Source organism: Dolichospermum sp. UHCC 0315A (assembly GCF_008121535.1).
In the GTDB taxonomy this organism is placed as follows: domain Bacteria; phylum Cyanobacteriota; class Cyanobacteriia; order Cyanobacteriales; family Nostocaceae; genus Dolichospermum; species Dolichospermum lemmermannii.
On sequence record NZ_CP043056.1, the window covers coordinates 851,507 to 874,904 of the forward strand.

General features: G+C 37.8%; 21 protein-coding genes and 1 pseudogene. 6 read left to right on the plus strand and 16 right to left on the minus strand.

The genetic code is table 11. The annotated features are described in order from the left end of the window. Positions 1–65: 65 nt before the first annotated feature. The 5 genes and pseudogenes from BMF77_RS03950 to BMF77_RS03970 form a co-directional block, all read right to left on the minus strand. Positions 66–1,043: a PrsW family intramembrane metalloprotease gene (locus BMF77_RS03950; protein WP_148760818.1), complete on the minus strand. Its 978-nt coding sequence runs from the start codon at positions 1,041–1,043 to the stop codon at positions 66–68. After that, positions 1,036–1,380: pseudogene (locus BMF77_RS03955) on the minus strand (SAM-dependent methyltransferase); the annotation flags it as partial. The gene BMF77_RS03950 and the pseudogene BMF77_RS03955, both read right to left, overlap by 8 nt. Positions 1,381–1,698: 318 nt before the next feature. Then, positions 1,699–2,832 carry a HetZ-related protein 2 gene (locus BMF77_RS03960; protein ID WP_148760820.1) on the minus strand — a complete coding sequence of 378 codons (1,134 nt, stop codon included), beginning with the start codon at positions 2,830–2,832 and terminating at the stop codon, positions 1,699–1,701. 543 nt (positions 2,833–3,375) lie between these two features. Next, positions 3,376–3,723, minus strand: a complete 348-nt coding sequence (locus BMF77_RS03965; protein WP_015083688.1) for a carbon dioxide-concentrating mechanism protein CcmK — start codon at positions 3,721–3,723, stop codon at positions 3,376–3,378. Positions 3,724–3,812: 89 nt separating this feature from the next. Then, the gene (locus BMF77_RS03970; protein WP_148760822.1) at positions 3,813–4,124 is read right to left on the minus strand and encodes a carbon dioxide-concentrating mechanism protein CcmK; all 312 of its coding nucleotides are present in this window, start codon (positions 4,122–4,124) and stop codon (positions 3,813–3,815) included. A 142-nt stretch (positions 4,125–4,266) separates the two neighbouring features. Between BMF77_RS03970 and BMF77_RS03975 the strand changes: the two genes are divergently transcribed. After that, entirely contained in the window at positions 4,267–5,148 is an 882-nt protein-coding gene (locus BMF77_RS03975; protein ID WP_148760824.1) for an alpha/beta fold hydrolase, read from the plus strand. A 50-nt stretch (positions 5,149–5,198) separates the two neighbouring features. Here BMF77_RS03975 and BMF77_RS03980 read toward each other — a convergent pair whose 3' ends face one another. After that, on the minus strand, positions 5,199–5,711 hold the full coding sequence (locus tag BMF77_RS03980; RefSeq protein ID WP_148760826.1) for a hypothetical protein: 513 nt from the start codon (positions 5,709–5,711) through the stop codon (positions 5,199–5,201). A 215-nt stretch (positions 5,712–5,926) separates the two neighbouring features. Here BMF77_RS03980 and BMF77_RS03985 point away from each other — a divergent pair, with 215 nt between their 5' ends. Then, positions 5,927–6,298, plus strand: coding sequence for a zinc ribbon domain-containing protein (locus BMF77_RS03985; RefSeq protein WP_148760828.1), 372 nt, complete (start codon positions 5,927–5,929; stop codon positions 6,296–6,298). 25 nt (positions 6,299–6,323) lie between these two features. Here the strand turns inward: BMF77_RS03985 and nblS are convergent, their stop codons facing one another. Then, the gene (gene nblS, locus BMF77_RS03990) at positions 6,324–8,294 is read right to left on the minus strand and encodes a two-component system sensor histidine kinase NblS (protein ID WP_148760830.1); all 1,971 of its coding nucleotides are present in this window, start codon (positions 8,292–8,294) and stop codon (positions 6,324–6,326) included. Positions 8,295–8,639: 345 nt separating this feature from the next. Between nblS and BMF77_RS03995 the strand changes: the two genes are divergently transcribed. Genes BMF77_RS03995 through BMF77_RS26495 form a run of 3 tightly spaced genes read left to right on the plus strand, consistent with a single transcriptional unit; the run spans position 8,640 to position 10,094 of the window. Next, the gene (locus BMF77_RS03995; RefSeq protein ID WP_148760832.1) at positions 8,640–9,233 is read left to right on the plus strand and encodes a cytochrome b/b6 domain-containing protein; all 594 of its coding nucleotides are present in this window, start codon (positions 8,640–8,642) and stop codon (positions 9,231–9,233) included. A 25-nt stretch (positions 9,234–9,258) separates the two neighbouring features. Continuing rightward, positions 9,259–9,966: a molybdopterin-dependent oxidoreductase gene (locus BMF77_RS04000; RefSeq protein ID WP_148760834.1), complete on the plus strand. Its 708-nt coding sequence runs from the start codon at positions 9,259–9,261 to the stop codon at positions 9,964–9,966. Beyond that, positions 9,948–10,094: a hypothetical protein gene (locus tag BMF77_RS26495; protein WP_168204391.1), complete on the plus strand. Its 147-nt coding sequence runs from the start codon at positions 9,948–9,950 to the stop codon at positions 10,092–10,094. Before BMF77_RS04000 ends, BMF77_RS26495 begins: the two co-directional genes overlap by 19 nt. Here BMF77_RS26495 and BMF77_RS04005 read toward each other — a convergent pair. From BMF77_RS04005 to BMF77_RS04045, 9 genes are all read right to left on the minus strand, one after another. Then, a complete protein-coding gene (locus BMF77_RS04005) occupies positions 10,087–10,623 on the minus strand; it encodes a hypothetical protein (RefSeq protein WP_148760836.1) in 537 nt (178 codons plus the stop codon). The two genes, BMF77_RS26495 and BMF77_RS04005, sit on opposite strands and share 8 nt — an antisense overlap. 6 nt (positions 10,624–10,629) lie before the next feature. Further along, a complete protein-coding gene (locus BMF77_RS04010; RefSeq protein ID WP_148760838.1) occupies positions 10,630–11,880 on the minus strand; it encodes a hypothetical protein in 1,251 nt (416 codons plus the stop codon). Positions 11,881–11,964: 84 nt separating this feature from the next. Continuing rightward, entirely contained in the window at positions 11,965–12,789 is an 825-nt protein-coding gene (locus tag BMF77_RS04015; protein WP_051155259.1) for a hypothetical protein, read from the minus strand. Positions 12,790–13,100: 311 nt separating this feature from the next. Next, positions 13,101–15,278 (minus strand): DEAD/DEAH box helicase, encoded by a 2,178-nt coding sequence (locus BMF77_RS04020; protein ID WP_148760840.1) that lies wholly within the window; start codon positions 15,276–15,278, stop codon positions 13,101–13,103. A 334-nt stretch (positions 15,279–15,612) separates the two neighbouring features. After that, on the minus strand, positions 15,613–18,240 hold the full coding sequence (locus tag BMF77_RS04025) for a DNA polymerase III subunit alpha (RefSeq protein ID WP_148760842.1): 2,628 nt from the start codon (positions 18,238–18,240) through the stop codon (positions 15,613–15,615). 137 nt (positions 18,241–18,377) lie between these two features. Further along, on the minus strand, positions 18,378–18,878 hold the full coding sequence (locus BMF77_RS04030) for a hypothetical protein (protein WP_246863061.1): 501 nt from the start codon (positions 18,876–18,878) through the stop codon (positions 18,378–18,380). Further along, a complete protein-coding gene (locus BMF77_RS04035; RefSeq protein ID WP_217357543.1) occupies positions 18,839–19,180 on the minus strand; it encodes a hypothetical protein in 342 nt (113 codons plus the stop codon). Before BMF77_RS04035 ends, BMF77_RS04030 begins: the two co-directional genes overlap by 40 nt. A 429-nt stretch (positions 19,181–19,609) precedes the next feature. After that, positions 19,610–20,068, minus strand: coding sequence for a hypothetical protein (locus BMF77_RS04040; protein WP_148760844.1), 459 nt, complete (start codon positions 20,066–20,068; stop codon positions 19,610–19,612). 66 nt (positions 20,069–20,134) lie between these two features. After that, entirely contained in the window at positions 20,135–20,827 is a 693-nt protein-coding gene (locus BMF77_RS04045; protein WP_148760846.1) for a hypothetical protein, read from the minus strand. Positions 20,828–21,072: 245 nt separating this feature from the next. Between BMF77_RS04045 and acs the strand changes: the two genes are divergently transcribed. Continuing rightward, a complete protein-coding gene (gene acs / locus BMF77_RS04050) occupies positions 21,073–23,043 on the plus strand; it encodes an acetate--CoA ligase (protein ID WP_148760848.1) in 1,971 nt (656 codons plus the stop codon). The last annotated feature ends 355 nt before the right edge of the window (positions 23,044–23,398 follow it).

Genomic DNA, 23,398 nt, shown 5'->3' on the forward strand with positions numbered 1-23,398 from the left:
ATCTATTTGATCTATTGTATAAGGAATAGATTTATGGATCTTACAAACTAAAACGGGAAAATAAATTATCGGTTAAACAAATGCCGACGACTGGCTAAACTGCGTAAATAGCGATAAATTAACCAAGCTAAAAGTCCTAACCCAAAATTGAATAATAGTTCTTGGACTATAAACCAGAAAATTTTCGGATCAAACCAAAGTTCCCACCGCAAAGGACTAATTTTTCGGGCTAGAATCAATAATCCAAATAGAGAATTTCCGCCTAGTGATAGGATTAACAATACTAAACCCCTTTGCCAAGTGCGAGCGGAGAATGTATGTCCAGAAATTAACACTAAAGGATGTTTTCTCTGGAGTTTTCGCAGTAGTTGTTCCCACCGCCAAAACATCCATAATAGTAAAGGAAATAACCCATAAATGAGTAAATTTGTGGGCTGCGAAAACCTCACAGAAATAGATAAAATATTGACTAAAGCATGAAAGCAAACAGAATTTAACCAAGCGATAAAAATTAAATCCCGATCTCGATTCAACCTTCTCCTAGCAGAAATATATATCCCTAAAGCGTACCCCCAAGGAGCAGAAAACATCGCATGAACTGGAGTACCAATAATGCGGTCTAGAATTGAAGATGTGCCGTGAGATAAATAAATCCAGGTTTCTTCCGCTGTGAAACCTAAAGCCACGGCTATGGTAAATAAAAAAACTGTAGTAGCTCGGAGATGATACTGACGTTGTAAATAGCAAATGGGCAGAATAACTGCTACTAATTTACAACCTTCTTCAATGGGAGCGATCGCTAATATTTGCCGAAAAACGACACCAGAAAAATGACGCTGGATCTGTTGCCAGTCTAAAACCCGGTTAGCTACATTTTCCATAGCCCATTCCCAGCCCAGAGCAGCAAAACCAGAGATAGCGCCAATAATGAACAAAATCAATAAATTTAACCACGGTGGGGCAGCAGGAGTTCTGCGGTAGTAAAACCACAAAAACAGCAGGGGGGGGATAACTGCCCACAGCACTAAATATAAATTAGCCACTCACCTGAGCAATGATAGTACGGTGACGAGGACTATTGCTAGTAATAGTAGGAGATTGGAAACCTGCCCCAATTAGGGCTTGTTCAATGTCCAAACTAAAATATTCATCTAAATAAGGTTCGGTACTTTTGAGCAGCGTCAAAATATAAGTTGGCATTTTTTTGTAATTTTCCGATTTAGGATTCATGTCCGTAGATTCAGCTTGATCATGTACCCAGTTGATTTGGGCAAGACGACGTTGTTTAGTCCGATAGTTAGCTACAGATAGAAGGTAAGGAGATAAGTCTAAACCAGTAATTTTGGCTTGGGGATATACTGCCTGTAAGAGGATGTTTGAAAAGTTTTGAATGTATAAATTGACCCCTCTCCAAACCTCTCCCCGACGCGGGGAGAGGCTTTGAAAACCCCATTCCCTGGTAGGGAAGGGGGGCAGGGGGGTTAGGTTTTTGGAAATTATGGGTTTCATCTGATACTTTTCAAACAACCTCTAAGGCGAAGGTACTTAATACCACTGGACATCCTAAGTCTAATATATCTTGCGCTTGGTGAGAAATCTGTGCAATTCATTTTTGTCTTTGACACTCTTTTTAACTTATGACATATTTACCAGATTTGAGGCTATATTTATGTGAATCTGGCATTTTCTCAATTTATGCTAATTTTGAATTCTCAGGGTTTGGGCTGTAAGATAAACTTTTGTCCATTCACCTAGAACTTGATGGGTTTTCAGTTGTAGTTCTTGGGCTATGACTTCTATGGAGTTACCTGCTTTGCGGAGGTTGAGGATTTGTTGTCCTATGGGAGTGATTTTTTCTGGAAGTTGTTGCCATTGGGTTTCTGTTAGCCCTAAATTATGTTCTTCTAGGGAAATGGACAACCAGTTATCAATTAGTTCTGGTTGGCCTTTAATGGCAAAGACTCGCACGGCATGATAACTGAGTTTTTCTCGCAGCCGATATACTTCTTTAATGGGTTTGTTGAGTTGTTTGGCAATTTCTTCTTGGGATTTGCCTTGCAGATATAAGCGCAACCAATCTACTGCTTGTTGTCCAATATTTTCTAATAAGTATTGTTCAAATTCTTGCTGTACAAGTTGACGGTTAGCTTGTTGTTCTTCTAGGTGTTGGGTTTCTTGATATTGAGCGATCGCTTGATTATCAACTAAGCTAATCGGATTGTCGTTATTTTCTGTGAGAATTTCCTCAGAAACAAGTTTCACTAATTCGCTAGTAGGTACTTGTGTTAAGCCTCCTCGCTGAATTCGCCGCAGGTAGTTAACAAAGCGGTACATTAATATCGGTTGATTCCGAACTGGACGCAAACAATATTCTTCTATGCTGGCAAATAGTAACGTATCCCGCAATCTTTTGTCCGTTGTGATTGCGGTAATGTGAGTCATTTGTTGTTGGATATATGAGTCACTTTGCATCAGTTCTTGGAGGACTTCTTGCAGCACATCAATAACGCTTCGTTGGCGATCGCGGCTGAGAGATATCCACGTCTGAATTTTGTTTCTTACCGCCACTACACTACTCAAGCGGCTAATGAGTTGACGATAAGCCTTTTCTCTGCTCATACCTAAATAGCGTTTGTGCAGAATTCGCCACCGATATTCCATTGCTTGTTTAGCAATTTCTAGTTCTTTGGGGTTAAGTAGATCAAACCGTGCTAAATCCACTCCCAAAAGCCAATTAAGAATACTTTGTCTAGTAACCTGACTTTGTTCTGGACATTCTGTAATTAGTCGCTGTTGCCAATATTGAGCTAAATTTACCCCATTTTGTGTCATAGCAACATTGCGCTCCTTGAAATTAGATTTAGCGATTTAGTAGCAGGTAATAACTCCTAGTTGATTCGTTCAATAGACCGTAATACAGCGGTTTCCGCTCTTATGAGGTACAAAGTTGAATCATGAAACTCTTGTAGTGCGGGCATCTTGCCCGCTAGATATGTACCTCATAACACCGGGAAGTGCTGTATCAAATTAAGATGAAGCTACATTGAATAATATTTCAAGAATAATTAACCGCAGATAAACGCAGATTAAGACGGATGAATTAATGGATTTGATGTAAAGATTCAGACGTTATGGGATTACGAACATAATAATATTGTGGACTATTGATGCAAGTTGCTATTTAGGGAAAGAGGGAATAGGGGTTTATTACCTATTACCCATTACCTATTACCTACAGCACTTCCCGGTGTTATGAGGTACATATCTAGCGGGCAAGATGCCCGCACTACAAGAGTTTCATGATTCAACTTTGTACCTCATAAGAGCGGAAACCGCTGTATTACCCATTACCCATTACCCACCTAATAGATGGAATTAAATCCTAGCAGCACCGATAATGGGATTTTCCACAGATTCTCGATACTGTTGAACGTCTGCTGTATAAGCAATTGGCAATACAGCTTCTACGTTTTCATGGGGACGGGCAATAATTACCCAAGATTCGAGAGTACCACCATGAACTTTTTCTACAGCATCCACACCGGCTGCCATAGCGGCTTTAACTTCGGAAACATCACCACGAATATTGACGGTAAAGCGAGCGCTCCCAACTCTGATATAACCAACGAGGGTAACTCGACCGGCTTTTACCATTGCGTCTGCTGCTGCGAGAACGGCGGGAAAACCCTTAGTTTCTAATGATCCAACTGCCTGTGATGACATTTTTAATCTCCTGTTTTGAATATAAAGTTATCGGTTGCTACAAGTTAATTTTTATGAAGAAATGCTTCAATTTTTCATAGCGAACTTACTTAGAAAATACGGAAAGGTTCAGATTTGGAGGTGAAGTGGATAGGTAAGATGGTTTCCACATTTTCCGGGGGGTTGGGAATAATGTAGTGGGTAATAACCTCACCGCCATAAACTTCTTCACCAGCAACAATTCCAGCGGCTACGGCTGTTTGCACTTCCGCAACGTGGCCTCTGACAGCAACTATCATGCGACCACTTTCCGCGATACCGTAATAAACAATCGTGACACTAGCAGCTTTGACCATTGCGTCTGCTGATGCTAAAACCGCAGGAAAACCTAATGTTTCAATTGCGCCAACTGCCATTGGCATGGCTTAAATCTCCTACTATCGGGATAAGTGATTCCTATTTTACGTGGATTGTGTCCCTATTTTAATTTTTGCGGAAATTTTCTTTTTTAATTGGTGACTGGGTATTAGCTAAGGTGATCCGCACTGATGTAAACTGGAATTTATGTTTCCAAGTTTTCTTCCTGCCGCAGTTGGGCAACTCACAGAACCAACATCCATCGCTTTGGCTCAAAATATCCAAAGTCAGGCGATTATTACTCATGCCGCCAATGAACCCATTAATACCACTTATGTCCAACAAGGTCATGGTGGTACACCGATTTTATTAATTCATGGTTTTGATAGTTCGGTGCTGGAATACCGCCGACTTTTGCCTTTACTAGCTGAAAAAAATGCAGTTTGGGCTGTGGATTTATTGGGATTTGGTTTTACAGATAGATTACCGGGGATTGCTTACAGTTCGGTCACGATTAAAAACCATCTTTACTCATTTTGGCAAACCCTGATTAACCAACCTGTGATTTTGGTGGGTGCGTCTATGGGTGGGGCTGCGGCTATAGATTTTACCCTCACTTACCCAGAGGTGGTAAAACAATTGGTATTAATAGATAGTGCGGGTTTGAAAGGTAATTCCCCATTAAGTAAATATATATTTCCACCTTTGGATTATTGGGCGACGGAATTTTTGCGAAATCCCAAAGTGCGTAAAAGCATTTGTCGAACTGCATATAAAAACCCCAATCTTATCTCCGAGGATGCTTTGTGCTGTGGAGAATTACACTTACAAATGCCCAATTGGACTCAGGCTTTAATTGCTTTTACCAAAAGTGGCGGTTATCGGGCTTTTAAATTTCCACAACTGGCCAAAATTGAGCAACCAACTTTAATTTTGTGGGGCGATAGTGATAAAATTTTGGGAACTGGGGACGCTCCGAAATTTGCCAAAGCAATTCCCCAAAGTCAGCTAATTTGGATTAAAGATTGTGGTCATATTCCTCACTTGGAACAATCACAAATTGTCGCTGAACATATATTAGAGTTTTAGCAACAAGATCCCCGACTTCTTCAAGAAGTCGGGGATCTAAATTCTTAACTTCAATCATACAACCAAGTATTTTTGGAAAAATCCTCACTGTCTTGATTGGGTTTTTCTTGAAGTCGTTCTATTGACCTATGAGATTTTTTGTATTGAATAGATTTGGAAATTTGACTACCTTGTTGACTAAGTTGTGAATGAGGTTGTTGACTAGGTTGTTTTAAACCCTTGATTTCTTCTAGTAACTGAGAGTTGGAATCTGCTAGTTGTAAAGCGGTTTGTTTTGTTTCGTAAAGTTCATTTGTCAAACGTTCTACCAATGCTTCTTTTTCTGAAAAAGCTGTTTGTAAATCACTAATTTGCTTGATTAAAGTAGATTCTTTTTGTTTTAATGTAGAAATTGCTTCTTGCAATTCTTTAATATTGGCTTCTAGTTCTAACTGATTATTATCCGTTTGTACTTGGGTTTCTAATACTGCTTCAGCCGAAATTTCAATTACAGGTTCACCTTGTAGAGGTGTAAATTTTGTGGTTTCTTCTTGTATTAAGTTAGAAAGATTTTTTTTAGGCATTACTTTATCAACTCCAATTACGCCGTCATTATTTAAGTATACGTCTGGAAGTGACAATAAAATCTTATATTCCCAATTTCTTTGCAAAATCAGATTTCAAGAATTATTGACCGCAGATAAACGCAGATAAACGCAGATAAATACGGATGAATTATTGATATTAGTGCAGATAATAGATAAAATTAAGATGTTTAATTACCTATCCTTTTTCTGTTTTGGCTACTATATCTTGTCCTCGTTGTCATCAAATTATTGATAGTCAAGCAATTACTTGTCCTCAGTGTCGGCTATTGCTGAAAGCTTATGGACATCCTGGTATTCCTTTGCACCGCGCTCAAGGAAATGATCATCTATGCGACAGTTGTAGCTATCACTTTGATCATACCTGTAACTTTCCTCAATATCCCTATGCTCAGGATTGTACTCTCTATCAAAATATAGAAGAAAGTGAATTAGAATTGCAAAAGCAAAATTCTAATTATAACTTGAGTACAAGGGTTAATAATTGGATAAACCGCCATCAAACTTTGTTATTAATACTAGGGTTGTTATTAGTTTGTTTGTTAATAACTTTGTTTAATTTTTGATCTGACAGAATCACGAAAACTGCCCTTAAACTGTCTTTACTTCTAAGTTTTCTGGCATAATTTCCCCAGTTGATGAAATCTCTTCCTCAAATACTTCTAAATCAAACCAAAAAGTAGTACCAATACCAACTTCACTTACCAAATTAACTTGACTATGATGTCTGTCCATAATGTTTCTGACAATTGATAAACCTAAACCCGTTCCTTCTAGAGTATGAACTCTATTTTCTACACGAAAGAATCGGTCAAAAATTGCCTGTTGATCTTCTGGTGCGATACCAATTCCTGTATCACTAATTTCAATTCTCACTTTACCAGAATGATGCTGAGAATGAGAATTAGCATCTAGTTGATAAGCACGGATAACTACCTTACCACCAGCTAGACTGAATTTAAGAGAATTACCAATTAAATTCCCAAAAACTTGCAGTAACAAGTCATAATTTCCTAGAACAAAAGGTAAATCAGGAGTCAGTTCCTGGCACAGTTCAATCCCTTTGTCTTTAGCATTAAGCTGATAAGTCCGTAATGTCTGTTCTATTGCTTGTGGTAAATCTACCTTATCAAAAGTGTAATTCCGACCAGATTCAAGTTTTGATAAATCTAAAACATCATTAACCAAGCGGGTGAGTCTATCAGTTTCATTATTAACTGTTTGCAAAAATTCCTTGCGTTCATCAATACCTAAATCTTCGCCATAATCATGTAAAGTTTCAATATAGGTTTTGATGTTAAATAAAGGAGTCCTTAATTCATGGGAAATATTGCTGATAAACTGGCTTTTAGCTTCATTTAGTTCCACCTCCCGGCTAATGTCTTGGACAGTGATAGCTATACCTTTAATACTTTCCCGTTGGAGGTTAAGAACTGTGGTTAAAACAATGCGAATTGTGCGTTGAGTAGGTTGTTTTAGGAGGATACGAAATTCAGCACTTTCACATTCACCTGCTGCCATTTCATATAAAGTCCGGGATATTTCCATTTGGACAGTATGGGGTAAGTGATGGAGTATATTACTACCAACAACATCCACACTTTCCCAATTAAAAATCCGTTTAGCAGTGGGATTAACTAATATTACTTGCATATTATTATCAATCAAAACTGCACCATCAGCAATAGTGGAAACTAAGGTTTCTAATTTAGCTTTTTCGGCGGTTAATTCCTCAATATTTTGTTCTTCATAACGTTCTAGCCGTTCTGCCATTTCATTAAAGCTGAAAATTAGTTCTCCTAGTTCACCACCGAGGGGGATATCTATGCGCTGTTTAAAATTTCCAGCCGCAATTTGTTTAACACCTACTAGCAATTCTTTAATAGGTTTAGTAATAGTTAAAGCATTAATTACTCCTGCTAAAATCACCATGACCCAAATTGTGATAAAAACGGCAATGGTAACATCACGGGTGAAATTAGTGGATATGACTGCGGTTTTATTAGGGTCAATACCAACTGCTAACACACCTAAATATTTGTTATCTACTATTAAAGGCACAAATACATCTGTAACTGCACCATCGGGGGTGTTATGCTGCCTAACCATTGGTTGATCTTGATTGTCAGAATAATCTTCTGGTAGTTGGATATGGCGCTTAATAGTGAGGGAGTTTTCTACCTCTGGTTCCCAAAAAGGAAGACCAAAAAACATTTGCCCAGTTTCATCAGCGTATAACATATAACGCACGCTAGAAGTGGCACTGAAAAAACGTTGAGAAAATTGGGCAACTTCAGTTAAATTGTGATCAGCAATTAGGGGGGCTACATTTGCCGCCAGGAGTAATCCTAAATCACGACCAAAGCGGGTATCATTGAGACGTGCATCTTGCTGAATTGTGTTTACAGCCCAGAAGGTCAAACCACTCATGACCAAAGAAACCATGAGGGTGGCAACGGCTAGGAGTTTGGTCTGAAGGGTAAACTCTGACCACCAATTGGCGAGTGCTTTTGATGCACCAGAGGCGAATTCATCTCGGAAATTTGTAAAAAGAGCCAGCATCTTAAAATACGGTTGTTAGTAGTTCGTTGTTTTCTATCCCAAAAACTAAAAATTGCCAGTTAATTTTCCAAACGTGCTAGGAATTGGCAGGAGGGACAGGGGACAGAGGAAAGAATATAGTTGATCTTTTACCTCTTCTTTTCTAATTTAACTATGTTTTTGGAGTAATCGTAAAAACTTAGTTGCAAGAAAGGTAATGTGATGGGACTATTACAATGTAAAATACGTAATCATCTAGAATCCAAAATTGAGAATATTTCAACTTTCTAGGGTTAACAAACATTCTCACTCAGTCAATTATCCCCAAAATACTGATAACGTAATTAAATTTTTCCTATTCTATCTATGAATTCTCCGGAAACACCACGTAAATCACCCACCCAAGCAATAGGGGCAAAAATTTTCCACTATTGTAATTTCATCAGCTTATTTATTATGATCACCAGTGGATTGCAAATTTATAATGCTAATCCTGTTTTTGGCGGCCGTGGTGGATTATATATTTTCCCCCTGTTTACTTTAGGTGGTTGGTTGGCTGGAGGTAGACATTGGCATTTTGCAGCCATGTGGCTATTTTCTCTGAATCTTTTCTGCTATGGAATTTATATTTTCATTACCCAACGCTGGAAAAATAGATTTGTTAGCGAAAAAGATATCAAGGCATTACAAAAAAGTCAGAATCACCAACGGTTAAATTATGCTTGGCATCGAATTATTTATACAGCAATCATTCCTATTTTATTACTGGCAATATTTACAGGCATAGGAATGTACAAACCTGCTCAATTTTATTGGATAGTTGATATTTTTGGCAGTTGGCAAGCATTAAGAATTGTCCACTTTGCCGCTGTACCAACAGTGGTAATATTTGTCTGGCTTCACTGGAAGTTAGGGCAGAAGGTAGGGGGAAATCCCCTGACAAAATCTATATTTTTGTAAAAAATAGCAGAATTTAGGCATCAAAATGAATAATCATGAATTTACCCGAAGAAGGTTTTTACAACTTTCTGGTTTATCGAGTATGAGTTTATTACTTGGTGGTTGTGGTACACCTATATTTGCAGATTTAGTAGGGAAACTTTCTGAACCTCTCAATCAGAAATTTGAAGAATTGATATTTCAGCCTCAAAAGCCAGTTCCAGAATTTTTACCTAATCAAATTGAACCAAATAAGTTAATAATTAATAGTTTTAAATCTACACCAGTTATTGATCTAGCAAAATATCGTTTAATTGTAGATGGTGAAGTAAATCATCCGCTGAGTTTGAGTATGGCAGATATTCAAGCCTTACCCCTTACTTCTATGATTATTCGTCATGTTTGTGTAGAAGGCTGGGCGGCAATTGTGCAATGGGGTGGCATTCGTTTGCGGGAAATTATCGCCCTTTCTCAACCTAAATCCTCGGTTAAATATGCCTATTTTAAATCAGCAGATGGTTATTATGAAAGTTGGGATATAGCTTCAGCTTTACACCCACAAACCCTATTAGCTTATCAAAAAAATGGTGCAGCTTTGCCTGTGGAAAATGGTGCGCCTTTGCGGTTAGCTTCACCCATTAAACTTGGCTATAAACAAAGTAAATGGGTGACACGAGTTACTCTCACCAGTGAGTTATCAACTGTTAAAGGTTATTGGGAGGATTTGGGTTATGAATGGTTTGCAGGATTGTAAATAAAGTAGGAGTCAGGAGTCAGGAGTCAGGAGTCAGGAGTCAGGAGTTCAGGAGTCAGGAGTCAGGAGTCAGGAGTTCAGGAGTCAGGAGTCAGGAGTCAGGAATCAGGAGAAAGAAAATTATCTAATTACCACTGACAACTGACAACTGACAACTGACCACTGTACGGGCGAAGCATTTGGAGAACTATTTTTGGCAATGACCGATAATTTATCTTCCAAATGCGACCACTGTACGGGCGAAGCATTTGGAGAACTATTTTTGGCAATGACGGATAATTTATCTTCCAAATGCGACCACTGTACGGGCGAAGCATTTGGAGAACTATTTTTGGCAATGACGGATAATTTATCTTCCAAATGCGACCACTGTACGGGCGAAGCATTTGGAGAACTATTTTTGGCAATGACCGATAATTTATCTTCCAAATGCGACCACTGTACGGGCGAAGCATTTGGAGAACTATTTTTGGCAATGACGGATAATTTATCTTCCAAATGCGACCACTGTACGGGCGAAGCATTTGGAGAACTATTTTTGGCAATGACGGATAATTTATCTTCCAAATGCGACCACTGTACGGGCGAAGCATTTGGAGAACTATTTTTGGCAATGACGGATAATTTATCTTCCAAATGCTTCGCCCCTACTGACAACTGACCTTATTTTTTCACTAAAATATAGGCATTTGTATATTCAGGTAATTTTTGAATATATTGCTCAAAAGCTCTTTCACTGGTGAAAGTTCCTGCTAAAAAATCAAGTTGATAAAGATTAGGTAAAAATGCTCCACCTGTATCGGCAATTATGCCCATTTTTAAACGTTTCTGTCCACTCTGATTATCTTCAATGACAATTATTCTTCCTAAACCAATATTGAGAACATCCCCAGCAAATGTTACTCCTGGTTTAATGGATATTTTGGCATCTATTTTATATCCATAGCCTTTAATTGCATCAACTTCTTTAAAATACCAATAACGTGTTTGTGCAGTTGCTTTTAAGCCCCGAATATAGGACATTCCATTATTTCTATCTACGTTTAAAAACTCTTTAGTTCCATCTGTAAAATTAACTAATACTGTTCCCTGCATGAGTGCTGCTTCTAAACCACTGCGAGTTAAATAAGCAATTGGTTTAACTTTACCAAATTCTTTACCTCCAGGTTCATAAATACCTGATAAAACATCTTGTTTGGTATATTGAGTGTAAAATTTTTCTTGGCTTACTTCTTCGTTAATAGCGTAGATTGGCGTATTATATGTAGAAGTTTTTTGTCGAGAACCGGGATGAATAAAAGCTGCATATTTAGTAATTCTTAATTGTTTCTGCTGCGGATTTTCTGGGTTATGGGCAGACCATTTAATTACGCGAAAATTGGCGTTAATAAAGTTAGGATTTTGTAACCGAGTTGTTCGCTTATTAGAAATGTCTTCTTCTAAGACGACAATCATAAAATCTAATGTTTTCAGAATATCTTTAACGGTAACTCCTTGAGTTACTAAGATGCCTGTGCGTTGAATATCGGGATCTTCTTGAGAGTATTTCTGAAAATATTGTCTAGTATTTGTGAGTACGGTTAACAAATCAGCTTGATTAAAATTTATGGGATTATTTGGTAATTTCCCTATTTTTAATACTTGATTAGAATTAACACTATATTGATATTTTCGCCATTCATTGATGACTGAATAAAATACAGATTTATCATTATTTTTGACATTTATATTAGATATTTTTTGTGGAGATATATCATGAGTAAATCCTTTAATTGGAGAATTTACTATTTGGGATAATGATAAATCTTTAACAATCTGTTGTTGTTGAATTGGCTGTTTATTAAGAAAAATCACTACTAATAAGCTAGTAATAAATACTGTGACTTTTAATTTTTGATTAAAGAGGATACGCATAATTCATGAAAATAAACAATGATTACCCCCCATTTTAGCATTCTCAGAATTATTGACAATGGGAAATCTGCCCAATTAAGATGATTAATCATTCATTTCTTTTAAGGTAGCTAATGCTGAAGGTGATAAACGACTAAGATACCGGAATATCCAATATTTAACTATAGTGTCTAAAATTACAGGAAATGTGGCAATAAACATAAATATATAATTTCTACTCGCGGGTAAACCTAAGTGTTCTGCAAATCCTTCCAGAATTATTTCCCAGCCATGTGGTGAGTGAAAGCCTACAAATACATCTGTAGATAAGATAATTAAAAAGGCTTTAGCACTATCGCTTAAACCATAAACAATTTGATCTACAAAGTGTTGAAGAGAAATAATATCTTTGGCACTAAAAACAATTACTAATGCAAAGGTAATTAATGCTATAATGTCTGCAAATATATTACTAATAGCGTTAGCACTTTTATCTCGAAATTTTGCTGCTAGTTCTATGGCTTTTTCTTTTATCTTGGATTCTACATTTTCTGGGGAATTTTTCCATTCTGAATCCAGAAGACTTTTAAACTTTAATTCTGCCCTAAATATTTTTAATTCATGAAAAGCTTCTTTCTCCATTTCCTGATTGAGAAAAATCAGGTGAGAGTTTTCAGTTCTCATCTTCTCTACTAAGGGAAGGATAAATATCCGCTTAGATAGTTGATGAGTGAGAAGGGGAACAATAATTAGCAGTAATAAGAATTTGACAGCTATAGTTGTCCGCTGTCTGGATATTTGATATTTTTTAATAAATTCTTGATCTGTATTCGGAGATATATCACTAAAAATTTTTTTGAAAGTTCTACCGATTGATCTAGGAAATATGCCAGTTTTTAAGAATGTAAATGGTTGTGATGGTTTTTTCACGATTAGATAAATCTAGTTTGAGATGAGATGTAGTCATCATAGCAATTCTTCCCTGATTGGAATCAACCTGATCATCCTACCTAGGAAGTTACAATTTGAGTTTGTTATTACAGCACTTTCCGGTGTTATGAGGTACATATCCAGCGGGCAAGATGCCCGCACTACAAGAGTTTCATAATTCAAGTTTGTACCTCATTAGAGCGAAATATGCTGTAAATAACACTATTAGATGTTTTATACTCTCCAGTTTGCAAATGCAAGCTGGAGTTATACAGCATTGAATTTAATTACCTGATATTTTCGGATAGTGCTTACTCACTATCTCCAATATCACGTTTAGGTGGACGCTTGTAGGTAAAAGTAAAACTCTCTCCACTAGCTATGACCTTTCGCATTTCCTCATACATAGGATAACTACCAACACCGCTTAAATTAGCCCAACCTCGCGCCCTGGTTAAAGCCACAAATAACTGGTTGCGGAAATTCACATCATTTTCATTCCGCGCTACATTATCAAAACCCACCACATAAACCATATCCGCTTCATGTCCTTTAGCGCGAGTAATCCGTGATACCGTCACACCACCTTCGTGCCAAAATTTATCAGGATCATGATTGGGATATTGGGGAACTAAATCATTTAACTTTAAAGCTGTAGGGATATAAACATCAATGTCATATTCCATTAAAAAGCCAGCTATCTGGGTTTCTAATTCCATTGCTTCATAGGTAGATCCTAAAATTACTACTAAAATATCTCGGCTGGGGTTAAGTCCGTCATGGACAATATTGTGCATAATTTTCTCAGCCAAAGCCTTCATTTCTTCCTGACGAGAACCATAAGTTTCAAATTCTAATACAGGTTTTCCCCAGATTTCTGATATGGGATTTGGTGAGTTTTCTGGCGGACGGCGCAATGTAATTTGTCTACCAGAAATAAATTTACTATCGCCGACAACTTCATAACCAATTTCCTTCCATGCTTTTTGATTTGTGAGTCCTGTCAGCATTCCTTCTGGACGTAACAAACCCATACCAATAGCGTGAGCAGATGTGAGAATTTGACCTGGTGTACGATAGCAACGGCGCATAATTTCTGATTTTTTAATGCCACCTTTATAGCTACCAGTTACCGCCTTATTAAGATTAGTATCTATCCCAAATAATTCTGGTGCGGTAGGAATTTTTAAACTATCTAAACTTTGAGCTTCGTCATAAGCCCAAATCAAGCGTTTTTGTTCTGGGTGTTCAGAATCAGCAGGTCGTAAAGATTGATAAGCTAACCAATAAATAGCTTGTTTGTCCTGATATTTTAAATCATCTTCGGCTACTAAATCTTGACCTTCATCAATTAAGATGGCATCAAACATTGGTTCAATAGTAATTTCTTCCAATAGCCGTTTACTTAAATCTATTAAACCTCGATTTGGCTGTCTTTCATTGGTGTTTTGTACAGTTCCTGGTCTTTTACCATGATGTTCACAAATAATGCGATATAAACCTGGTTGTTCCTTTGCTCCCCAAGCATGAAACACTTGTAATTTAGAGTTTGTTTTTGGGTCATAGTGCATTTCACCACAACTAAAACGCTTTATCCATTGGTCGAGTAAACCAATCATTAAATCATATAAAGAACGGGTAAAAAATACTAAAGCAATATCCCAATCTGGATGTTTCAGGTGCATATGTGCGGCTTTTTGACATAGTAAAACAGTTTTTCCTGAGCCGGCAATACCGCGAATGCGCTGAGGACCGGGGGGAATTTCTTTACCAATATGTTCTTGTTGTAAATCAATCTCATAGAGTTTTTCTCGTAAACTATCAATGACATTAGAACGGGTTTTCCCAGTGGTATTGACTTGATTTCGGGGAGGTTTCCGCAATACAGGTGTACCGCCTATCACTGATAATAATAATTCCCAATTTTTAGCTTCTAAATCTGCTCCAGGAATGACAATATTAGCTTGTTGAATTTGTTCAATTAAAGCAACTTTTCCTAATTGGTCTTGAAATATAATTGGCGGAATATCTGGTAATTGGTCAAAGCCTTTTTGCTGCCATTGTTCTGTGGTAATTTGCGGTAATGCAACTATGGCTCTACCATTAACTTTTCGCCAAAGTGCTGTTTCTCTATCACTATATGATATTAATGTTCGCAGTTGATGTTCTGCTTGTTGGTAGGGATTTATTTCTGTGGTGTCAGTATTTTGCAACTGCCATTGTTGACCATTAATAGCGGCAATTTGGTCAATATTTATAGATTTGACTTCAATTACAACTACACCAAATTCTCTATCAACTATTAAGATATCCGGCTCTTTTCTAATTTCTCCAGCTTTGGAAAAAATGGGATAACGCCAATACCCAATGCAGTTTCTATCAGCAAAGGTACTACGGAAAGCGTCCCAAACCTTCTGTTCTCCGTCTTGATTTTTGATTGCTTCGGTGGTGATAAACTTGCTACCCTGTTCTTCTATGCCAACAGCCATTTTCTTTACCCGTCTAAAATGGTTACGTATTTTAAGTTACCATTACTAATGGGCTTTAAACCAGTGAGAATATACTGATATGTAATTGTATAATCAGTATGCTATGTATGTGTATATAGTTATATGTGGTTAGTTAAGTAGTTAATTTTTAACGAACCACAGAGGCACAGAGGGCGCAGAGGTAAATAAAGAAGAGATGTGAATACTGATCTTAAGTATTGTTGAGTCGGGTTAAGTTTGTTTGTTTTTTGAAGTATAAAAGTCAACAATTACATTTTGCAAGCTCCTACTCTCTGCGACTCTGCGCCTCTGCGTGAAAAAAAAATTCATCCTTTCATTCAGCAACACCCACTTGTAATAAATCTAATCCTTGGGCAAAAATCTCATCAATTGGTAACATTTGCCCGGCTTCAGTCATGAATTTATGGTCTTTTGTAGCGCGAATAATTGCGCCATTTTCTAACAAATATTCATAAACTTCTTGCTGTCCCCGATTATGCCATTGGGCAATTGATTGAGTATAAAGCATTCCATTACTATCAATAGTATAAACTTTACATTCAATCTGTTTTTCAACAATTTCCCCAATCTCTAAAAAACCATATTCAACGGTTAAAATTTCTGTGTCATAACTTAAACAGTATTCGGCAAACTTCAACATATCCCCAAATAAATGTTCAGAAACTTGGGGTATTACACCATTTTTTGCCGAACCATCAATAAAATTTTGCTTTTGTTTCTCCATTTCTGATACTTTCTTTTTACCCATAGCCCGACGGAGTAAATCAGCCTGTCCTAAGCTATAACCAGCCATATCTTGAGCAATTTTCATAATTTGCTCTTGATAAACCATGATTCCGTAGGTTTCATTTAAGATTGGTTCTAAAATTTGAGTATCATATTCAATTTCTTCTCGTCCATGTTTACGATTAATAAATTTAGGAATTAATCCTGCATCTAATGGTCCTGGGCGATAAAGTGCTAGAATGGAAGAAATATCTTCAATGTTTGAAGGTTTTAAATCTCGGACTATCTGTTTCATTCCTGAAGATTCTAATTGAAATATCCCTTCTAAATCACCTGCTTCTAATAATGAATAAGCTTTAGCAACGTCTTTTGGTAAGTTAGTATGATCACCTTTAGCTAATATTTTTTGTGCTTTTCTTTCCTGTCCGGTAATTTCATCAGGATCAATTCGATATCCTTTACTTTGTTCAATTAAATCAATGGTTTTTTGAATTAGGGTTAAGTTCCGCAAACCCAAAAAGTCCATTTTTAATAATCCCAATGATTCCAAATCTTCCATGAAATATTGAGTAATTACAGAACCATCATTATTTCGTTGTAGAGGAACAAGTTCATCTAATGGTTCTGCGGAAATAACGACACCAGCAGCATGAACCCCGAAGGTTTTGTTAGTTCCTTCAATTCGCATGGCCATGTCAATCCAGCGCCGTACAGTGGGATCATTATCATATTTGGCTTTAAATTCTGGTTCGGGAGTTTCATCGGAAATCATCACTTTCAGTTTTGTGGGTTTACCCCGAACTACAGGAATCATTTTCGCCATTTTGTCAGAATCCCCATAGGGAATGTCTAACACTCTAGCGACATCTTTTAACACTGCTTTTGATGTCAGACGGTTAAAAGTGATGATTTGGGCAACTCTATCAACACCATATTTATTAGTTACATAATCAATGACTTGATCTCGTTTATCAATGCAGAAATCTGTATCAATATCCGGCATTGATTTGCGTTCAGGATTGAGAAATCTTTCAAATAATAAGCCATGATGTACGGGGTCAATATTCGTAATTTTCATGGCATAAGCTACTAAAGAACCTGCCGCAGAACCCCGTCCTGGACCGACGGGAATATTATTATCTCGCGCAAATTTGATGTAGTCCCACACTACTAAAAAGTAGGTGGAAAATCCCATTTGTTGAATCATTTTTAATTCATATTCCAATCTTTCTTTATAGACTGGATCTACTTCGTTGCGAGATTTGCGTTTTAATCTTTCTAAAAGTCCGTCCCAAGCAACTTCTTCTGCATAGGTATCTGCTGTATGTCCTGAAGGTATTTGGGGTGTGGGAATTTGGGGATCACCCATGATGTGATAAGGTTCAACTTTATCAGCAATTTCTTCTGTGGTGGCGATCGCTTCGGCAATGACATCATCAGGTAAATGATCACGGAATAACTGGTGCATTTCTTCGGAGGATTTGAGGTATTCTGTGCCGCTATACCGCCATCTTTTATCATCACTAATTAGGTTTTGGGTTTGAATACAAAGTAAAGCATCGTGTGCTTCTACATCAAAACAAGAGATAAAATGGGAGTCATTTGTAGCAATAAATTTAATACCTAATTCTCTGGCAATTTTGACTATTTCTACATTCACAATCCGGTCTTCTTGCGAACCATGATCTTGAATTTCTAAATAAAAATCTTCGCCAAATACATCTTTATACCATTTAGCAACTTTTCTGGCTGCATCTGGCCGATTACTCAAAATTGCTTGGGGAATTTCTCCCCCTAAACAAGCACTGGTAACTATTAAACCTTCACGATATTGCTTGAGTAAATCTTTATTAATACAAGGACGGGCAATAATACCTTTACCTTGTATACCTTGAAGGTGAGAAATGGTCGTTAATTTAACTAAATTTTTATAACCTTGTGTATTTTTTGCTAATACGACTTGATGATATTTAGGACGACGTTCTTGTTTGTCAATATCACCATTAATAATATACATTTCGTTGCCAATTATTGGCTTTATAGTCTTACTGCGGCAGATTTTAATGAGTTCAACTGCGCCATACATGACACCATGATCTGTGAGGGCAATGGCTTTCATTCCTAATGCGATCGCTCGATCTACCAATTCTGGTAGTTGACTAGCACCATCAAGCAAGCTGTAATCACTGTGAATATGTAAAGGAACAAATGACATATTAGTATTTGGTAAAATAAGGGGATTTTAAATTAACAGTTTTTAGTTAATATCTTGTGCTGGGAAGGGAGTAATTAACCGAGTATGATATATCTGAAGTCAAGTAAGCGATCGCTTTTTTAACTATTCTTCTAGTTTCAAATTGGTCTTTTCATAATACAGGTAACTTCACCATAACCAGGATTACCAGTTAAACCTTGTAAATTATTATGCTCTATATCTTCGTCTTGACCTAGCTTACTTGTCCATTTACCATCAGGTAATTGTCTAGCAACGTGGGTTGGTGTTTTATTGGAATTAACGTATATTGCTATTTTTTGAAATCCTGGTTCTAAAGTATCATCTTCACAGACTTCATAACCAAGAGTTTGAAATGCTTGCTCAAAAGCGTTAATGGTCTCCTCTCTAGGAACATCTGGAGGCCAGTATTCTTCATTTTGAGCATCTGGCCACCACCAATTTTGATCGTCTTCTGCTGCCCAAGCAACACAATTGTAATCTGTTGTATCTGGGCTTGTAAGCTTGTATCCGTGGATGACTAGGTTAGGAAAATCTCGTTCAATAAATGTTTTTACATAGTTAACCCAGGCGTTATTACTTACCAATTGTAGCCCCTTTGCTTTCCCCATTCGAGCCATGCTTTAGTCATTTTTTCTGTATTTCCTCTGTACTCTGGAGGTACAGGATCTTCTCTGGAAATAGATTTTAATGCCCAAAACCAGCGTCCAGATTTCTTTTCAAGCTCTCTTAGCAGTAGAGGTATGACGACTTCACCCATGCCTATAATTTGTTGATAGGCAGGGTGCATACACATTTGGTTAGTTGATGATATACCACGATTTTCTTCCCGCCATTGATTGGCAAGTGTGATGAAAGTTGCTTCTATTTCTGCCTGTCTGGAGGCGGTTTGTAGTTTTTCCATATTGCTGCTACTGTACATGATTTAATTTTAGGATATATGGGGTTACTATAGATTACTAAACCTATCGCTTTATGGTGATTCCGATTTTCTATTTACTCGTACTGCATAAACAATAGCAGCTTTGACATCTTTTGTGCCAAAATGTATAGTATAAAATTTTCACACCGATAACTGTTAGCTTGTACAGTTTTTAGCTAAAACATTATATACCACAAACAAGATCCCCGACTTCTCTAAGAGGGTGTTTGAAAAGTTATGGTTGATGTATCAAATATTTTTTACCCCACCCTAACCCTCCCCTTGTAAAGGGGAGGGAACTGGATTTTTATTGTTTCCCCCCTTTACAAGGGGAAAGGGGGGTAGCAATGTGATGAAAATTACGGAATACCACTTTTCAAACATCCTCTAAGAAGTCGGGGATCTGAAACTCTCTGAAACTCTCGAAAACTATACTTCAACAATTCTAGGTTCTGAATTTTTGTGACAACACTTGTTGACAAAATAACTAGCTAAATCCAATAATTCCGAATTATCAATATCAAGATTAATATCACTTACTAACACATCTTTCACAGCCGATATTTTGTCATTTTCTCTAGAGATTCTCAAACATTCTTCTAAATCTACTGCTAAATCAAACAATGATGTATCTCCCATATAATTTCTGATTTTGATAGCCACATCATCATCACTAACTAAAAAGTCTTTAATAGAATCAAATAAAGGATTAGATATTTCATCATCTCCCCAGGTTTCTAGCCAATCACCTTCCACATCTTCGACATAAATATGAACAAAATTTAGTCCATAATTTAACCAATCTTGCTGCATATTCCGGGCTGCTGCTAACGCTTCTGTCAGGTTTTCGAGTTGAGCGCTATTATTAGTCTGTTGTTGGTTAACCATAAATGGTGTTTTCAGCGGATTAATGATGTTAGCTAGGACACAGATTTCGATTTCAATATTCGGGAATCAGGAAAAATTCATATACTTCCCTTCCGCAAGATGATCACTGTTATACAGTGCAACATTGACTAGCTGATGAATAAAATCATTGTCTTGGGGATTGTAACTGAGAAATAATCCTCTTTCTATTTCCCACAATTGCAGTGAATTTTGCCACTTTTGATACTTGGTGTTATGAAATTCTTCACTGACACTGGTAACTTGAATACAGAGTGGTTTATTTTGGTGATTGCTAACTATCAGGTCTGTTGCCATAGAAAGGTCAGCTATATAACGCCGCCAAAAATCCCCTTCTCGATGAACAACATCCTGAGCTATATATTTAATGATATCACTATCAGCCTGATTAAATTCCCCCGCCATCATTTTTTTCTTCCAAATATAAAATTTGGTGTCTGTGGCGTTTATCCATTTAGGAAATAGACAACTGTACCAATATCTTTCATTGGCGGTCATTTGCTCAAACTGGAGTTTTTGGTCTTCCTCTGAAGGTAAAGATTTAATTGCTAACCAAACCTTAGAGTCCGTAATTACTTCTAATAAAAAAGCGACAACGATGGGTTTGGATATCAGTGAACCAAGCTTGATATGTTTAATCCAACGGTTGATATCTCTTAATTTTATCGTGAGACTTGGATCTATTTCAGCGGCTTGCTCGATTAGTAAATTTAGTTTATCCTTAATTTCTCTGGCTTGCAAACTATACCCTATTGTAAAACACTAACACAGCATCTAAAGAGTGATATCCTACTAAATCGGTAAATAAGGTTGTTAAAAACATGATCATTATTTTATCTTAGGGTGTACTGAATAATTTAGCATTAACTAATTGTCGGACTAGAGTAGGACTAGTTGAGCAGATCAGTAAATAATCTTTACACTCAGCACAACTTCGTTAAAAATAGTTTTCAGTCACAATATCATTATCATTTGCATCCATCATTATGTCTCAACCAACCATAGAATCCATCTTACAGGAAAAGCGGCTATTTCCGCCTAGCAGTGAATTTTTGGAAAATGCCCAGATCAAAAGTTTAGCAGATTATCAGCGACTTTACGACAAAGCCAAAGCAGATCCTCAACAATTTTGGGCAGAATTGGCGGAAACTGAGTTACACTGGTTTCAAAAATGGGACACTGTCCTAGATTGGCAACCACCTTTTGCTAAGTGGTTTGTCAACGGTAAGATTAATATTTCTTACAATTGTCTTGACAGACATCTCACTACTTGGCGGAAAAATAAAGCGGCGTTGATTTGGGAAGGAGAACCGGGAGATTCACGGACTCTGACTTATGCCCAATTGCATCGGGAAGTGTGCCAGTTTGCAAATGTATTAAAGCAACTAGGAGCAAAAAAAGGCGATCGCATTGGGATTTATATGCCGATGATTCCCGAAGCTGCCATTGCTATGTTAGCCTGTGCGAGAATTGGCGCACCTCATAGCGTTGTTTTCGGTGGTTTTAGTGCTGAAGCTTTGCGCGATCGCTTGAATGATGCCGAAGCTAAGTTAGTAATCACAGCGGATGGTGGTTGGCGCAAGGATGCAATTGTACCCCTCAAAGAACAGGTGGATAAAGCTTTAGAGAATAATGCAGTTCCCAGCATTACAGATGTGCTAGTTGTCAAACGCACAAATCAAACAACACAGATGGCAGCAGGACGTGACCATTGGTGGCACGATTTACAACAAGGCGTTTCTGCTGATTGTCCCGCTGAACCTATGGACAGCGAAGATATGTTGTTTGTTCTCTACACTTCCGGTAGTACAGGCAAACCGAAAGGAGTAGTCCACACCACAGGCGGTTATAACTTATACAGCCATATTACTACCAAATGGATTTTTGATCTTCAAGATACTGATGTATATTGGTGTACTGCCGATGTCGTTTGGATTACGGGACATAGCTATATAGTTTATGGACCCCTTTCCAACGGGGCAACCACTCTCATGTATGAAGGTGCGCCCCGTGCTTCTAATCCTGGTTGCTTCTGGGATGTCATTGAGAAATACGGTGTTAATATTTTTTATACTGCACCAACGGCAATTCGCGCCTTTATCAAAATGGGTGAACACCATCCTAACAAACGTAATCTTTCTTCTCTGCGATTACTGGGAAGTGTGGGTGAACCCATTAACCCCGAAGCTTGGATGTGGTATCACAAAGTTATCGGTGGTGAACGTTGTCCAATTGTGGATACTTGGTGGCAAACGGAGACAGGTGGGATTATGATTACACCTCTACCTGGGGCAATTTCCACTAAACCAGGTTCAGCCACTCTCCCCTTCCCTGGTATTATTGCGGATGTGGTGGATTTAGAAGGTAATTCTGTCCCTGATAACGAAGGTGGTTATTTAGCAATTCGTCATCCTTGGCCGGGAATGATGCGGACTGTGTACGGTGATCCTGATCGTTTCCGGCGGACTTACTGGGAACATATTCCGCCCACAAATGGTAATTATACGTATTTTGCTGGTGATGGGGCGAGAAAGGATGAGGACGGCTATTTCTGGGTCATGGGGCGCGTGGATGATGTTCTGAATGTCTCTGGACACCGCTTGGGGACGATGGAAGTAGAATCTGCCCTAGTGTCTCATCCGGCGGTGGCTGAGGCTGCGGTGGTGGGTAAACCGGATGATTTGAAGGGTGAGGAAGTTGTGGCTTTTGTGACTTTGGAAGGGACTTATCAAGCCAGTGAGGAGTTGAGTAAGGAACTGAAAAAGCACGTTGTCAATGAGATTGGAGCGATCGCTCGTCCTGGTGAAATCAGGTTTACTGATGCTTTACCAAAAACCCGTTCTGGGAAGATTATGCGGCGTTTATTGCGGAATTTGGCATCAGGACAGGAAATATCGGGGGATACTTCGACTTTGGAAGATCGCAGTGTGTTGGATAAGTTACGGGAAGGGAATTAATTTAGGTTAGTTTTTCAACACTGTGTAAAATCTGTATGGGGTGGGCAAAATTGCCTACCCTATATTATGATGTGTTTACCATCTATTCACAGCGTATATTGAGAGAGATTTTTTACCAACTGTCGGACTTTTCAAACACCCTCTAATTATACATAGTTGAATTTACTACAAAAGGGAAATTTCTTCTCCCGATTTCTTACTCGAATCTAGTTTTTGCGTCATCTGTCATATTCTATGATATTGCGTGTTCCTCGCTGACTTGATTTTTTTCTCCTACCCCTACTTATTGAGCCGATACTTTCCAACTGACAACTGACAACTAAACTAATCGCCATTCACGGCTAGAAAGTGCTAA